Here is a 15493-nt window from a genome sequence, read left to right as displayed (position 1 = left end):
CTTATCGGCTTAGCCGTAGACTTTCAATCACTTTTTGCAAATAAATGCAAACAATCTACCAGTGTTAAATAACAAACACAGTGTAAATTTTTATTTACGGAAAAAAGTTCAAAATTATCATATATTTTCTTATACCTTTGAAAATCTTTACTACAATGTAAGAAATATCAGAAGTTTGTGAGGTATTGAATACAGAAAAGTATAGCTAGTTCTTATATTTTGTTGCTTGATATGAAATGAATTAACTAATAAACTAATTTCCTATAATAACTGGTTTTTTCTTTAATTTTGATAACACGACGTATAAATTAATATGCAATCAATACAAGGAAACATTATGAACAAAGTAGCAATTGCAGTAGCAGCGGTGGTAGCTGGTGGTAGCGCTCTTTTGAACACTGCGCAAGCTGAAATGTATATCGGGGGCAAAGTGGGCATGAGTACACTCGATGATGCTTGCTATCTAAACAGCCCTTGTGATGATGAAGCATTCGCGGCCGGAATGCACGTTGGCTATGGCTTTAATGAATATTTTGATCTTGAATACGGTGTAGACTTCCTAGGTAACTACGAAGCTAACTTCAAGACAGCTGCAGGCGCTGATACTATCGATGGCGACCTGTGGGCAATGACTCTTGCACCTAAGTTAAACCTACCTCTTTCAGACGATTTTAACTTGTTTGCGAAGATCGGTGGTGCTTACATGATGTCTGGTGACGAAAAAGATTTCGTTCCAACAGGCTCGCTAGGTGCTGAATACGCTCTAAACCGAAACCTAAGCCTACGCGCAGAGTACCAACGTTACCAAGATATGTCTGATGACGTATGGGACGATATGGACGCAAACTTCTTCTCTGTTGGTGTTAACTACACATTCGCAGCTGCTCCTGTAGTCGCGGCCGTAGTTGAGCCAGAGCCAGAGCCAGAACCAGTTGCAGTTATGAAAACTCACAAAGAAGAGTACGGTTCAGGTACGTTTGAGTTTGATAGCGCAAAACTTACACCTGAAGCTACTGGACGTCTTGACAACTTCGTTGAACACTTGAACGAATACCCTCAAGCTAACGTAGAGATTACAGGTTACACTGATAGCTCAGGTCCAGCAGCGTACAACCAAAAACTGTCTGAGCGTCGTGCTCAAGCGGTTGCTGATTACCTAACAGCAGCAGGTATTGATGCAGGCCGTCTGACTGTGTCTGGCATGGGTGAAGAAAACCCAGTAGCTGACAACAGCACTAAAGAAGGTCGCGCTCTAAACCGTCGTGTTGAAGTTGTGGTTCCAGAATTCGAGTACGAAGTAATCGAAATGGTTCAACCATAAGCTCAGTGATATCAGTATATTGACTGACAAAAGGGGTGCAAACGCACCCCTTTTTAATGGCAATCACACAATATACAAATGGCTAACGGTTAAACTTCTCATTTATTTACGGTTTAGCGAAGAATACCAGCTCATCACCGTCGACCATGACACAATCCATCCCTGCCGCATGTGCAGCTCGCTTACCCAACTCCGTATCTTCAAAAACTAGGCAACCTGACGCATCTAAACCGAGTTGTTCTGCCGCCATAAGAAATGTGTCTGGAAACGGCTTATGATTTTCAACATCTGTAGCAGTAACGACTGTATCCAGCTTGTCTAACAGACCCGCATGACTGAGTAAACGCATCGCACTGTCGCGTTGGCTCCCCGTCCCTACTGCGATTTTTTTAAAACCGCGATACTCTTCTAACACGACGTTAGTACAAGGGATAATCTCACCGTGCAATTCCATCGCCGCGAAGGTTTCCATCTTAAACTTAGAAACTTGCTTAGGGTCAAGTGATAACCCATGTTTGTTATTTAATTCGATGACAATCTTAAAGCTCGGCATGCCGCCTAAACTGTGGAACCAATCCTGACAAAATGGGAAATCGAACCGGTCGGCGGTTGCTTGCCAAGCAGCAAGATGGGCCGGCATGGTATCAAGCAAGGTACCATCCATATCGAAGATGAACCCCTGATATGGCCTGAAATCAATCGTGCTCATGTCTTTTCTTCTATTCTTACATCTGTAATGTTAATTTATCAGCTCTTTCAATCGTCCCTATCGGCATTCTCTTATCATGCTCAAAATTTCGAACTCCGTCACACTTCAGGAATGGGAAATCCAGTTATCCCCAATAAGAGCTCAAGGAAATGGTGGGCAGAACGTTAATAAAGTAGCGACTGCAATTCATTTGCGCTTTGACATACGTCACTCAACTTTACCGGAGTTTTACAAAGAGCGATTACTCGCGCTTTCAGACAACCGTATCACAAAAGATGGCGTGATTATTATTAAGGCACAACAGTTTCGCACGCAGGAACAAAATAAAGAAGACGCTCTGAATCGGCTGCAAGAACTGATTGAATCTGCTGCTATACAAAAGAAGAAGCGCATTAACACTAAACCGACCCGCGCTTCACAACGTCGTCGCCTTGACAGTAAAAACAAGCAGGGCACTAAAAAGCAGCAACGTAAGAAAGTACAGTATTAAGCAAAAGCAGATAACAAAGTAAAAATTTCATCTTCATCTCACCGGCAGCTCAATACGCCCGAGCAATTTTTCAGGAAAAAACAATATGACTATTCGGCAAAAACTCTACTTCCTAGGAGCTATCGCCATTTTAGGCATTGTGACCCTTTTGGGTACCTCATCTCATTTCGCCAACCAGAGTAATGAACTTAACCACGCCATTAAGCATGTGGGTGATTTGGAAATTCGCTTATTAAATTTGCGACGTAATGAGAAAGACTTTCTTCTTCGTAGCGATTTAAAATACTTAGAAAAATTTAACGACAATGTTGACCTATTTATCCAACTTGAAGAGGAACTTGCTGAAATACTAACGCATTATGACCTCCCATCAAGTCACCAGTTAAAAACAGACTTGCTGGCTTACCAAAGAGGATTTCAGACTCTGGCATCCGCTTCTCAACAATATGGTCTTAACAGTGAAAATGGACTTTTAGGGCGATATGAACCGCTATTGCTCGATGCGAAAAAACTTGCCGACCACCAGCAGATTCTGGCACTTATTCATTTTGATAACGCGGTAAAGGCAGGTCAATTCGAACCTAACTCGCTAGGTGGTATTGATGCACCGGAACTGCTGAAGGTTGCAAAGCACCTTGCCAATCAGAAACAAATCATTGGGGTCGCTTACAACAAAGGATTACTTGGTGAGACTCGAGCACTCTCTCATGCGGTAGAAACGCAGTTCGATACTTTCTCGTCGATGATTGATTCTGCAGCCACTCAGCGCGAAGAGAGTATGAGCACCATTAAGCAAGTCATTACGGCTCTGGTACTGATCGTTCTATTTGTGCTTATCTGGCAAATATCTCGATCAATTAACGTTCGCGTAAGTAGCCTATTAACAACAATAAAGACCATCAGCGAGAGCAACGATATATCAATACGCTCCGATCTAGCGGGTAAAGATGAATTGTTTGATATCAGCCATCACCTTAATGATCTGCTGGAAAAACTTGAGCGTTTAATTCAGAACACGCAAGAGAAGTCGATGCAACTGACCGCAAGCACCGACAATATGCACCGTGAACTTGAAGGCGTCATGGGGCAATTTCACACTCAAACCGATCACACCACCTCTATGGCGACAGCAGTTCAACAGATGGTCGCGACCATCGGTGAAATATCGGAAAGTACGTCTGTTGCTGTAGAAGGCGTTCATCAAGCCGCCAACAATGCAGAGCAAGGACGTACAGTCGTCGAAGCCACTGTGACGAATATTGGCCAGCTGAGTGGCATTTTATCTAACAGCCAGCAATCTATCAGCTCTTTAAATCAGCATGTCGATAAGATTGGCGGCGCGGTAAATATCATTCAGGAAATCGCAGAACAAACTAACCTGCTCGCGCTTAATGCAGCTATCGAAGCTGCGCGTGCTGGTGAGCAAGGTCGCGGTTTCGCCGTGGTTGCTGATGAAGTTCGAGCACTGGCCAGTCGTACACATCAATCTACTGAAGAAATAACGCGAGTGGTCACCGATATTCAGGTGCAAATGTCGGCCGTCGTGTCCGATATCGACCAGTGTAACGATCAAGGGCAACAAACGCTGAGTGCTTCTGAGCAGCTGGACGCTAGCCTCCAACAAATTATCACTGACATGCATACGATTCAGGGGAACTCAGAGCGTATTGCTTCTGCTATTGAGGAGCAAGGTATTGTGATGAATCAGGTTAGCGACTCAATCAATGAGCTGAATGTGATCTCAGAAAATAATATGCAATCAGCAAAAGAGTGTTTGCTGGAAGTAGATTCCGTCTCGGCTCAAGCGCATGATATGGATGATGCCGTTGCAGAGTTTAAAACTCGCGTCGCCTAATCCGCTAAGATAGTTCCAAATAAAAAAGCCCGAAGTGCACAACACTTCGGGCTTTTTCATTTAAAGGACGATGACCAACATTTGATCATCACTACTCATCATCAAGAGGGACCATTTTAGTATTGCCGCCATGCACCTTCTCACGCTGTTTCTGAACCAGAGCATAGAAACCCGGGATCAGGAATGTACCTGCAAGAAGCACACATAACAGGCCACCAATCAGGGAAATGCCCAAAGAGTTCTGACTCACATGCCCGGCACCAGCAGCAAAAATCAATGGGAAAATACCCAAGATAAATGACCACGACGTCATGTTTACCGCTCTGAAGCGCAATGTACCCCCCTTCACCGCCGCACTGTCGATGTCCGCATCTTTTTCTTCGCGCTCTTGCTTAGCGAACTCCACAATCAAGATCGCGTTCTTCGCGGCTAAGGCTATCAGCAGCACCAGACCAATCTGCGCATACAAGTTCAACGGCGTTCCAGTTAAGTTCAGTGCGAGGAAAGAACCGAGTGTCGCAACTGGCACGACGAGAATAATAGCCAGCGGGATACTCCAGCTCTCATACTGTGCCACCATGAACAGGTAAATGAAGATCAGTGCCAATGCAAAAGCATAGATAGCCTGATTGCCAGCAAGCACTTCCTGATAAGCCATGCCCGTCCACTCATAGGTGTAACCTTGAGGCAGAACCTCTGCCGCGACACGCTCCATGGCTGCGATCGCGTCACCACTCGAATAACCCGGTGCTGGTTGGCCTTGAATAATCGCGCTGCGGTACATGTTGTAGCGCCATGCAACATCTGGCTCAAACACCTGCTCATAACTAACCAGTGTGCTTAGCGGAACCATATCTCCACCAGCCGTACGCACGTGGAAACGTTCTAAGTCCTGCATACTACTACGATGCTGGCTGTCCGCTTGCATGGTCACTCGGAAGTTCTTACCAAACATGGTGAAGTCATTCACATACAAACTGCCTAAGTTGCCTTGCAGTGTCTGGAAGATTGAGAACAATGAAATACCGAGTTGCTGCGCCTTTTCACGATCAATATCAACGTAGTAATGCGGCACGTTGGCACGGAATGTACTGAAGGTATAAGCAATTTCCGGCGCTTGGTTTGCCGCCTGAATCATCTCACCCATCACCATGGACAAGTCGGTACGGCTGCGTCCCAAGGTATCTTCCAACACAAATTCAAAGCCCGACGCAGCTCCCATACCCGGAACCGCAGGAGGCCCCATCGCAAACACTACTGCCTGTGGTAATTTCATCGCAGCAAGACCGTTGATACGGTTAGCAATGCTATTTGCAGAGTGGTCACCATCTAAGGCGTTTCGCATCTCCCAGTCGTGCAATTTAATGAACATCGAAGCGCCATTTGAAGCGGCAGCTCCCGTCATGAATGAATAACCGTTTGCGACAGTCACCCCATCAACACCAGGTTCCTGCTCTACCATTTGCATTAGCTCACGCGTTACCTCTTCAGTACGAGACAATGACGCAGAATCTGGTAGTTGAACATTCACCAGCAAGATCCCTTTATCTTCCTGAGGAACAAATGCAGTGGAGGTTGTCTTGGCAAAGAAAGATACCGCCGCAACTGCAACAATAAAGAAAGTCACGAGCAACAGTGATTTCTTCACCAGGAAGCCTGCAACCTGACCATAGCCTTTGGTCACACGCTCTAGACCACGGTTAAAGGCCTGGAACCAGTTTGCCGTATTGCCACCACCTTGCTTTAGCACCAATGAACATAACGCAGGTGAAAGCGTTAACGCATTAATTGATGAAATCACTACCGAGATACAGATAGTTAGCGCGAACTGACGATACATGATGCCAGTAATGCCCGGAAGCATTGCCACCGGAAGGAACACGGCAAGAAGCACTAAGGTTGAGGTAATGATTGGCCCAGTTACCTCTTTCATCGCAAGCAGAGTGGCTTTACGCGGTGAAATGGTTGGATCCTTCGCCATGGTTGTATCCACGTTTTCGATAACCAAGATAGCGTCATCCACCACGATACCAATCGCAAGAATCAAACCAAACAGAGTAACAGTATTAATGGTAAAGCCTGTTACTTGCATGATGGCAAACGTACCGATCAGCGACACAGGAATCGCGACCACCGGAATCAACGTGGCACGCGCACTGCCTAAGAACAGATAAGTAACCGCGATAACCAATAAAATCGCTTCTATCAGTGTTTTGACGACCCCTTTAATTGACTCAGAAACAAACACCGTTGTGTCATAACTGGTTTCGTACGCCATGCCCTCTGGGAAGTCTTTACTCAAACGCTCAAGTAGTTCCATTACCGCTTGGCCACTTTCCAGCGCATTGGCATCTGACTGAAGGGACAACGCAACGATAGACGCGTCTTGACCACGGAACTGACCATTACCGTCGTAGAACTTTTTACCCAGTTCTACGCGTGCGACATCTTTTAAGTAAACGGTTGAACCATCGGAATTGGCGCGAAGTACGACATTTTCAAACTCGCTAACACTCTCCAAACGGCCTTTTGTCACTAGGTTAAACTGTACTTCTTGCGGGTTATTATATGGCGCAGCGCCTACTCGACCTGCAGCGACCTGAACGTTTTGCTCGGCCAACGCAGCATACACATCTGATGTTGTCAGCTTGAGATTGGCCATTTTTTCAGGGTCCAACCAGACTCGCATCGCGTATTCACCGCCGCCAATCACGTTAACTTCACTGATCCCTTTAGCGCGGGCAAGCTGATCTTTTACATTCAAGTTAATGTAGTTGATCAAGAACTGGTCGTCATACTTGCCGTCTGGAGAATAGAAGTTCAGTACCATCAGAAGATCAGGCGAACGCTTTTTAACCGTCACGCCTACCATGCGTACTTCTTGTGGTAATTTGGACTCAATCTGCGACACTCGGTTCTGAACGTTAACTTGCGCCATGTCGGGATCGGTTCCGACATCGAAAGTGACGTTCAAACTGTAAGAGCCATCGTTGGCACTTTTCGAAGACATATAAATCATGTCTTCTACACCGTTCACCGAGGTTTCTATCGGGTCGGCAATCGCTTGTTCGACAACTTCAGCACTTGCTCCGGTGTAATACGCCGACACACTAACTGAAGGTGGACTGATTTGTGGGTATTCTGCAACTGGCAGGATGGCTAATGAGATAGCCCCCGCCAAGGTCAAAATGATGGAAATGACCAGAGCGAACTTAGGTCTTTGTATAAAGAAACGACTTAGCATTCTGCCCCCTACTGCTTATCTTCAGTCGGAGTTTGAATACTCACTTCTACGCCATTGCGAACACGCTGTAAGCCCTGTGTGATCACCGAATCGTTTAGATCCAGACCATCACGAATAATGATCCCTTGCTCTACTTGCGGCCCCAGCACAACGTTACGTCGCTCAGCCACATTACCTTCGGTGGTGATCATTACAAAGTCTCCCTCCAGATCCGTTTGTACCGCGCGACGTGGCACGACAATCACATCTCTTGTGTTCTTATCGCGCAAGTTCACTTTGATGTGCTGACCCGGCAATAGCTTATGATCAGGGTTGGTGACAATCGCTCGCATCGCAATCGTGCCAGTTTGGGTATTAATGCGGTTACCCAAGAAATCGAGTTGCCCCAAGTGCTCAAAGAATTCTCCATTTTCCAGCTCTAGCTGTACTTCTACATTACTGGATTCCGCGGAGCCATCCCCTTTTACTTTGTCCATACCCATCGCCAGACGTTCGCGCTCACTAACACTGAATGAGGTGTGAACGGGATCAAGGCTAACTAATGTGGTCAACACCCCTGATGATGGAGAAACCAAATCACCAGTACTTACTTTGGTATCACTTATACGGCCGCTAAATGGTGCACGAATCTGGGTATAAGAGAGGTTAACCTCCGCTAATTTCAACTGGGCGTTAGCTGCTTCAAGTTCCGCTCTGGCACCTAATAGCGCCGCGGTCAGAGCGTCAAACTCTGACTGAGAAATACTGCCGCGAGGAAGCAAGTTTTTCCCGCGTTGGTGATCAAGTTCTGCTTTCTTAAGTGCCGCTTTAGCCTGCGCCAATGCTGCTTTCGCACTTGCTACCTGAGCTTCAAAAGAAGAAGGCTCGATGGTATAAAGCAATTGGCCTTTTTCTACCATTTGCCCTTCATCAAAATGACGCGCTTTCAGGTAGCCTGAAACTTGAGCGGTAATATTGGTATCTTCTACCGCTTCAATTCGGCCGATATACGACTTGCTTGGTTGATAGTCGATAACAATGACATCCTGTGTCACAACGAGAGGAGCCTGACTCCCTCCCTGGGTATTTTTCACTTCTCCGCATCCTGCAAGGATAGTAGTGGCCGCTATTAGTGCGACAAGTGTTTTCTTTTGCATGTATTTACCATTTTTATGGAACAGGATATTATTAAAAAACCCTTCAACCTTACCGTCTGTAGAGTGCGAATTCTCCTACATAAATTATGCAAATCGTTTCTAATTGTAATTAAATGAAACCAAGTAAAATTAACGTGATGCGATGGAAATTTTTTTATGATCTTTATTAACCCTGAAGTATGAAAACCCATCAAACATCAACGCAGTGTATGACTACTTTTCTCTCCCCCTTCACCAACATCTAGAGCCTGTCGACCAGACTCCCTTACCTGACAGAACGATGAAAAGTGAGCAATTAAGCGTCAGCACTCGTTTTTTGACTATTTTTTACAACAAAATGAGTTATCATTTCGATATTTCAAAGCCTTCGATCGAGAGGATGTACATGATTTCTAAATGGGCGAAACGTTTTTACCAAATGGCCGAATTGGTGGCGTCTTGGAGTAAAGATCCCTCCACACAAGTTGGTGCAGTAATTACTAAGCAAAACCGTATCGTTTCTGTTGGCTTTAACGGCTATCCACACGGGGTTTCCGACAGCGTGGATACCGATGAGCGAGAACTTAAATACTTAAAAACACTGCATGCAGAAGAAAACGCTATTCTGTTTTCTAAGCGTGATTTAGACGGCTGTGACATTTGGGTCACGCATTTTCCGTGCCCTAACTGCGCGGCAAAAATTATTCAGACTGGCATCTCACGCGTACATTGCCCAGAGCAATCAGAAGATTTTCTGTCTCGCTGGGGAGATAAGATACAGGTGAGTCAGGATATGTTCGATCAAGCTGGCGTAGAAGTGGACTGGCTGCCGTTAGAAGAAATCGAAATTGAAGGAACAGACGTTCGTTAACCTTCATTTAAAGTAACACTAAAAACACAACAGCCCAGATATCGTCTGGGCTGTTTCTATTTGTTCGCGGCAGTTACTATCACTCTTGGTATTTCTTCGCCGTCAGCTCTGCAATTTTGGCGATCACCAACACCGATTTTTCCATCATTTCTACTGACACGAATTCATGGATACCATGAAAGTTAAATCCGCCAGTAAAGATATTTGGGCAGGGTAGCCCCATAAACGACAAACGAGCCCCATCGGTTCCGCCTCGTATTGGTTTAATCAGAGGCTCAACATCACATGCTTCCATCGCTTGCTTTGCCAGGTCGATAATATGCGGATAAGGCTCGACCATCTCACGCATGTTGTAGTAACTGTCTGTGATTTTGATTTCTACACAGCCATGTTTCAGACCGGCGTTCATCTCATCGACGAGCTGACGCATAAAAGCTTTACGACTTTCTAAACCTTCTCGCTCAAAATCACGAATAATATAGCTCAGCTCACTATGAGCAATGCCAAGGCTGCCTGATTTAAGGTGGTAGAAGCCTTCATAACCTTCTGTGGTTTCGGGCGTTTGGTCTTCCGGCATCTGAACCTGAAATTTGGCCGCCAGGTTCATCGCGTTGACCATCTTTCCTTTTGCGGTTCCGGGGTGAACGCTGACTCCGTGAAAAACAACGTCAGCGGTTGCTGCATTAAAGTTCTCATATTCAAGTTCACCTTGAGGACCACCATCAACGGTGTATGCCCATTGTGCACCAAACTTTTCAACATCGAATTTATCAGCGCCCCGACCGATCTCTTCATCGGGCGTGAATCCAATGCAAATATCGCCGTGAGGAATATCAGGGTTTTCAATCAGCATCGCAATGGCCGATAATATCTCCGCGATGCCTGCTTTATTATCTGCGCCCAAAAGGGTCTTGCCATTGGTCGTGATTAGGTTGTGACCATGAAGCTGATGCAAATCAGGGTATTGAACAGGTGATAACACTTCGTCACCAAGCCCCAGCGCAATATCGCCCCCCTGATAGTCTTCCACAAACTGAGGCGAAACATTTTTACCGGACGCATCTGGCGCAGTATCCATATGCGCGATAAAACCGATAGCGGGCACATCGTAATTCACATTAGAAGGTAACCTCGCCATAAGGTAACCATGGTCCGTTAAAACAACATCACTTAAGCCGAGGTTAATCATTTCCTGTTGTAAATGTTGTGCAAAAACGAGCTGCCCCGGACTACTTGGACAAGTCGTCACTTTGGGGTTTGATTTGGTATTGAACGTGACGTAGTGAAGAAATCTTTCAACTAAATGCTTCATAATTATTCTCATTACTCTAGGCTTCTTAGCATGTTACGCCCAACGTAGAATAAGAACTTGCTTTGAATCATTTTCTATTTAAAAACAGAGCTAATCCTACCGTTCAATCGAGAAGCTCCTGTGCTAACTCACGCCACTGAGCAACCTCGCCGCGAAAATGGTTCCACTGCTTTTCCGTCATGGACTTAGAGAGCGAAAGGGTGAGTTCGTCCACCAGCGCGAGATTGTGATCCATATTTTGAGATAGTTGGTCACTATAAAAACTTTCTGGCTCAAACATTAATTGCATGAACACTTTCTGATAAATAACACTGTTGGATTTATTGTCGAACATATATTCGAGCTCTTGATATATTGATGCTCGATAATTACGCCATAAAGGGCTATTGAGAATAACTTGATTAGAAAATTGCGTCACATAGCGTTGTTGATCATCATTTAGCTCTCCTATCCATTCTGTCACCCACTCTTCCGTATTTTCAAAAACAATCTTTCTCACTTCCTTTTCTGTCTTATCCGCATATTTAGCGTTTCTCTTCTTATAGTCCTTTTGTACGTTAAGTAAAAACTCACGTTGCTGCTGCGGCGTTAATAACAAGCTCAATGAGAACAATTCGGGCGCGACCTTACTAATAATGCGGTTATAATGCTCTCGGAATCTTTCTCGGCTTTGCTGTAAGTAATTTAACGTAATATCTTCCTCTGTCATGGTTTCCATTTCCTTTAAATGGTCGACATAACGAGGCAGCTCTTCTTGCTTGTGCCACTCTGCTAAGAATAACAACCGCTCTTCTAGCAAACTTTCTTGCTCTTGGTTGAGCGTGACATAATCATCCAGATATTCGAGGACAAACCAATCTAAATTGTTATAGAAAAACTTTTTAGTACAACCAGCCAGGACAAAAATGGAAATCAATATAAGGCTGTAGCGAAGTACTTTATTAGATACGTCATGTAATTTAATCACTTACCGAATTCCCTTTTCTTTTGTTTACCCTCTATAATCAGTGGTATCACTTAATATTGCGGCAAACTTACCTTGATGTGACAAATATTTGTTGTCACCCTAATAGAATATAGAGTTTGAAAAGAACTTTTTGATCACTACTATCCGCAAAAAAGTGAATTAGAGCGTATTGGTTGGCTAAAAAACAAATCGAATAGCGCTCCCTAAACGGCATATAATTTGCTTGAATAATTCTAGGATAGTTTATGGAGGCTAAGTATGGCTGCCGTTGAGCAACTTGATAACTGTGTAGAATATGAAATTCTATATTTTGAACAGGGAAGAATGTTCCGCATGATGGTTGACGCCGAGAACAAAGACTCGGCTTATGAATTTTATTTAGGATGTGGGAAGCATATTAGCGACTTGTACTCTATTCGCCCAGATTATTGAAAATCCACCTCTATGCATAATAGAGGCGGGTTTGATCATTGTTATTGCTACTTGCTATCGCCAAAACGTTCTAAATAGAGAACAGTAGCCGCTGTGCGAGAAGGGACTTTTAGTTTTTTGAGCAAACTCTTCATATGCACTTTGACTGTCGACTCTGAGATGAATAGACGGTCTGCAATTTGTTTGTTTCGAAACCCTTTCGCCACTTCTTTGAGTATTTGGCTTTCACGTTCGGTTAACGCATCAAATACGTCTTCTTGCTCGCCGCGCTCACTAAGATACTTTGCTACTTCCTGACTGTATGTTTTGTCGCCACTATGAGCCTGCTTCAAAAGCTCTACTAGCTCATCTGGCTCAGTATCTTTCAGCAAGTACCCATCGGCACCGGTGCGAACAATCGCATCAATATCCGCCGGGCTATCCGAGACCGTTAAAATAACAATGCGCGCTTCACATCCGTCAGCTCGCAAGGCTTTCAGCGTATCCAAACCAGACATTCCCTTCATATTGAGGTCAAGAAGCACTAAATCCAGTTCCAATTCATGCGCTTTAGCAACAGCGTCCGCACCGTTACTCGCTTCTGCAACAACTTCAAACTCTGGCTCGAAACTTAATAGTTGTTGAATACCACGTCGCATTAGTGGATGGTCATCCACCAGCATTACTTTACACGCTGTCAATGTTTACTTCCTTACTATGTTGGAATTCTAGTGTTACGGTACAACCATTGTTTTTCGACGCGACTACATGAAGATCTGCATGCAGTCTTGTTGCTCGCTCTTGCATGATACTCATACCGTAATGATTAATTTTTTGGTCTTGATGATCAAAGCCTACTCCGTCATCTTCTATTGTTACAGTGATCTTGCCGTCATAATCGAGGCACTGAATAACAATATTATCCGCCTGTGCATGCTTTATCGCGTTCAGGGTCGCTTCTCTGATCAATTGCAGTAAGTGCACCTGTTGATGCGCATCTAATTCTGTTGAAGAAAGACGGTTGTTTAAGGATATCTTAGTCGCCGTTTGTTCATTTAATGTAGCAACCATTTCTTGTAATGCCTGCCCAAAACTCCCCTCCTTTATTGTTAAGCGGAAGGTTGTGAGTAGCTCTCTTAACTGAGTATACGCAGCCGATAACCCCGTATCCAGCTCAGCAATCACCTGATTCGCTTGTGATATAGCCTTTTCATCCGGCAAATTTTTCACGCTTCTCTTCAGCAAAGCGACTTGAATTTTCAGGTAAGAGAGAGCCTGAGCCAGTGAGTCATGCAGTTCACGCGCGATGGTAGCCCGCTCTTCCATCAACAATATTTGTTCCGCTTGTCGCTGAGCTCGATTGTAATAAACTGCTCGGGAAAGAATCTGCACAAAGTTTTCAATTAGCGTTTCATTTGGACAAGGCAGCCCTGCCTTCCAATACAAGTACCCTAAGTGCTCTCCATCAAGTACGAGCGGATCTGCGTGGCACGCTTCATCGCAGTCATGGCAACACTCTTCCCCCTCGGCAAGAATCCAATTTGGCTCCCCCACCTGCTCGATCTCGAGCTTAACCGCCTTGATACCTTCCAGACTAGCAAGGTGCTGTAAAATAGCCTGAAAATTATCCTGGCCGATTCGTGAAGCCGTCAGTTCTTTTGATGAATCATAAAGCACTTCGAGAGACTGGTTTGCCTGCTGCAATTTACGAGTTTTTTCGTCAACCGCTTTTTCTAACCCCCGGTAGAGTTTGCCAAGATCAGTGGCCATACGGTTAAAAGTACGTGTTAGTATGCCCATTTCATTATTGCTTTGAACTTCAAGCGAAATATCAAAGGTGCGGTTTTTAATCCGCTCACTCGCGACAACCAAAGATCGCAACGGTTTAACCACTTCGCGGCGGACAAAGAGAACAACAAAGACACTTGCGCACAGAATCCCGCCAAGACCAAGACCACCGACCCACGCTAAGTTAATCAACTTTTGTTCTGAAAAGCTTTGCAGCTTAAACACAAACGCATCAATCTGCGCAACGAACCCCGCAACCAACATTTGATAGTCGCTCGGATCCTCTCGCTTCAGAACTAATTTGAGTTCATGCCATCGAGCAATTAATCCGTAATAGTCTTGGGTGATGTCTTCAGGTACTGACCAGTTTTGCAACGCTTTCATCGAAGGTGAATAAATCGAACGCTCAAAAGTTTCAATATGATCAGAGTAATCTAGCGACTGGATTTGAATATCATTAGCCAACCGATAACTCTGCATGCGCATTGACCCTGCAACGTTCACCGCTTCAGCATCGTTAAGGCTAGACGCGAGCGTGAAAATAGCGAATCCAGTGGTAGCAATCGATAACAGCAGAATGATCAGCATTGCAGATGCAATCGTCCCAGTTACTGACTTTTTCACATTTTTAAACAATCTGAATTCCTTACTTTATTGTCCGACTGGCTTATGCAGTGAGCCCGTGACGCTTCAGCGTCCTCAATATGTGATCACTCGCGACAGAATTAATTGATCTAAAACAATATTACCCCCCAATTAACCCCTTGGAGGTATTTATACGAATATGTCAAAAACTACAATTTCGTTAGCGTTAATGACAGTTTATTAATGAAAATTGTGGGCTAAGCTTATTTGAGTACCAAATTTTAAGATGAACATCCGCATTGAGGTGGTTAAGTGGTAAACCTTTCAAGAAGAAGACTCTTTGCAAGAAAAACGCACACCAATGATGCAGTACGCTTACCTTGGTTAGCACAACCTGAGCAGTTTACAGATGGTTGTACTCGATGCGGTAAGTGTATCGATGTCTGCGAAACTAAAATTATAACTAAAAGTGACGGCGGCTTCCCTTCGGTCGACTTTAGCATTGATGAATGTACGTTTTGCTATCAATGCGCAGATGCCTGTCCCGAACCACTATTTTTAGCAGAAACAGAGCAACCTTGGCAGGCAAAAGCACAAATAAATGACAACTGTTTAGCAAAACAAAACGTTGAATGCCGCAGCTGCGGTGATATGTGCGACCCAATGGCGATTCAGTTCAAATTGGAGCTTGGGAAAGTAGCGCAACCAAATTTAAACCTTGATGAATGTAACGGATGTGGCGCATGTGTCTCTGTGTGCCCAACTTCATCCATCAATGTGAGCAATATAACAGCCTGAGCCGTACACATAGAAAGGCAATAACTG

The 15493-nt window shown here is 44.6% G+C and carries 13 protein-coding genes; 6 read left to right on the top strand and 7 right to left on the bottom strand.

Features of this window, described 5'->3' with window-relative positions:
* The first annotated feature begins 337 nt into the window (after positions 1-337).
* Entirely contained in the window at positions 338-1321 is a 984-nt protein-coding gene (locus V1U08_RS14240) for an OmpA family protein (protein ID WP_014233806.1), read from the top strand.
* A 106-nt stretch (positions 1322-1427) separates the two neighbouring features.
* Here the strand turns inward: V1U08_RS14240 and V1U08_RS14235 are convergent, their stop codons facing one another.
* Complete coding sequence (locus V1U08_RS14235) at positions 1428-2030, bottom strand: beta-phosphoglucomutase family hydrolase (RefSeq protein ID WP_243977783.1); 603 nt, start codon at positions 2028-2030, stop codon at positions 1428-1430.
* A 76-nt stretch (positions 2031-2106) separates the two neighbouring features.
* Here V1U08_RS14235 and arfB point away from each other — a divergent pair, with 76 nt between their 5' ends.
* Together arfB and V1U08_RS14225 are read left to right on the top strand one after the other, a co-directional pair.
* Positions 2107-2520 carry an alternative ribosome rescue aminoacyl-tRNA hydrolase ArfB gene (arfB, locus tag V1U08_RS14230; protein WP_065300825.1) on the top strand — a complete coding sequence of 138 codons (414 nt, stop codon included), beginning with the start codon at positions 2107-2109 and terminating at the stop codon, positions 2518-2520.
* An 85-nt stretch (positions 2521-2605) separates the two neighbouring features.
* Positions 2606-4375, top strand: coding sequence for a methyl-accepting chemotaxis protein (locus V1U08_RS14225; protein ID WP_330470854.1), 1770 nt, complete (start codon positions 2606-2608; stop codon positions 4373-4375).
* A 91-nt stretch (positions 4376-4466) separates the two neighbouring features.
* Here the strand turns inward: V1U08_RS14225 and vmeZ are convergent, their stop codons facing one another.
* Both vmeZ and vmeY read right to left on the bottom strand, forming a co-directional pair.
* Positions 4467-7619 carry a multidrug efflux RND transporter permease subunit VmeZ gene (gene vmeZ / locus V1U08_RS14220; RefSeq protein ID WP_330470853.1) on the bottom strand — a complete coding sequence of 1051 codons (3153 nt, stop codon included), beginning with the start codon at positions 7617-7619 and terminating at the stop codon, positions 4467-4469.
* 8 nt (positions 7620-7627) lie between these two features.
* Positions 7628-8755, bottom strand: coding sequence for a multidrug efflux RND transporter periplasmic adaptor subunit VmeY (gene vmeY / locus V1U08_RS14215; RefSeq protein WP_330470852.1), 1128 nt, complete (start codon positions 8753-8755; stop codon positions 7628-7630).
* Between the two features lie 385 nt (positions 8756-9140).
* Between vmeY and V1U08_RS14210 the strand changes: the two genes are divergently transcribed.
* The gene (locus V1U08_RS14210) at positions 9141-9605 is read left to right on the top strand and encodes a dCMP deaminase family protein (RefSeq protein WP_014233800.1); all 465 of its coding nucleotides are present in this window, start codon (positions 9141-9143) and stop codon (positions 9603-9605) included.
* Positions 9606-9684: 79 nt separating this feature from the next.
* Here the strand turns inward: V1U08_RS14210 and pepT are convergent, their stop codons facing one another.
* Complete coding sequence (pepT, locus tag V1U08_RS14205; RefSeq protein WP_330470851.1) at positions 9685-10917, bottom strand: peptidase T; 1233 nt, start codon at positions 10915-10917, stop codon at positions 9685-9687.
* 103 nt (positions 10918-11020) lie between these two features.
* The gene (locus V1U08_RS14200) at positions 11021-11884 is read right to left on the bottom strand and encodes a DUF6279 family lipoprotein (protein WP_330470850.1); all 864 of its coding nucleotides are present in this window, start codon (positions 11882-11884) and stop codon (positions 11021-11023) included.
* 258 nt (positions 11885-12142) lie between these two features.
* On the opposite strand from V1U08_RS14200, the gene V1U08_RS14195 reads away from it, so the two are divergent.
* Positions 12143-12316 carry a hypothetical protein gene (locus tag V1U08_RS14195; protein ID WP_014233797.1) on the top strand — a complete coding sequence of 58 codons (174 nt, stop codon included), beginning with the start codon at positions 12143-12145 and terminating at the stop codon, positions 12314-12316.
* Positions 12317-12363: 47 nt separating this feature from the next.
* Here V1U08_RS14195 and V1U08_RS14190 read toward each other — a convergent pair whose 3' ends face one another.
* Positions 12364-12978 carry a response regulator gene (locus tag V1U08_RS14190; protein ID WP_020334165.1) on the bottom strand — a complete coding sequence of 205 codons (615 nt, stop codon included), beginning with the start codon at positions 12976-12978 and terminating at the stop codon, positions 12364-12366.
* Positions 12979-12982: 4 nt separating this feature from the next.
* Positions 12983-14719 (bottom strand): nitrate/nitrite two-component system sensor histidine kinase NarQ, encoded by a 1737-nt coding sequence (gene narQ / locus V1U08_RS14185; protein WP_243977774.1) that lies wholly within the window; start codon positions 14717-14719, stop codon positions 12983-12985.
* 261 nt (positions 14720-14980) lie between these two features.
* Between narQ and napF the strand changes: the two genes are divergently transcribed.
* The gene (gene napF / locus V1U08_RS14180; protein WP_014233794.1) at positions 14981-15466 is read left to right on the top strand and encodes a ferredoxin-type protein NapF; all 486 of its coding nucleotides are present in this window, start codon (positions 14981-14983) and stop codon (positions 15464-15466) included.
* The last annotated feature ends 27 nt before the right edge of the window (positions 15467-15493 follow it).

The sequence above is a fragment of the Vibrio sp. YYF0003 genome (genome assembly GCF_036350715.1).
Lineage (GTDB): Bacteria > Pseudomonadota > Gammaproteobacteria > Enterobacterales > Vibrionaceae > Vibrio > Vibrio natriegens.
Note: the sequence above shows the minus strand (reverse complement) of the source record. Positions and strands in the feature narration are given on the sequence as shown.

Excerpts from the sequence above, each read along its gene's own strand:
- V1U08_RS14240 (WP_014233806.1), top strand. The coding sequence starts at position 338 with ATGAACAAAGTAGCAATTGCAGTAGCAGCGGTGGTAGCTGGTGGTAGC.
- V1U08_RS14235 (WP_243977783.1), bottom strand. The coding sequence starts at position 2,030 with ATGAGCACGATTGATTTCAGGCCATATCAGGGGTTCATCTTCGATATG.
- arfB (WP_065300825.1), top strand. The coding sequence starts at position 2,107 with ATGCTCAAAATTTCGAACTCCGTCACACTTCAGGAATGGGAAATCCAG.
- V1U08_RS14225 (WP_330470854.1), top strand. The coding sequence starts at position 2,606 with ATGACTATTCGGCAAAAACTCTACTTCCTAGGAGCTATCGCCATTTTA.
- vmeZ (WP_330470853.1), bottom strand. The coding sequence starts at position 7,619 with ATGCTAAGTCGTTTCTTTATACAAAGACCTAAGTTCGCTCTGGTCATT.
- vmeY (WP_330470852.1), bottom strand. The coding sequence starts at position 8,755 with ATGCAAAAGAAAACACTTGTCGCACTAATAGCGGCCACTACTATCCTT.
- V1U08_RS14210 (WP_014233800.1), top strand. The coding sequence starts at position 9,141 with ATGATTTCTAAATGGGCGAAACGTTTTTACCAAATGGCCGAATTGGTG.
- pepT (WP_330470851.1), bottom strand. The coding sequence starts at position 10,917 with ATGAAGCATTTAGTTGAAAGATTTCTTCACTACGTCACGTTCAATACC.
- V1U08_RS14195 (WP_014233797.1), top strand. The coding sequence starts at position 12,143 with ATGGCTGCCGTTGAGCAACTTGATAACTGTGTAGAATATGAAATTCTA.
- V1U08_RS14190 (WP_020334165.1), bottom strand. The coding sequence starts at position 12,978 with ATGCTGGTGGATGACCATCCACTAATGCGACGTGGTATTCAACAACTA.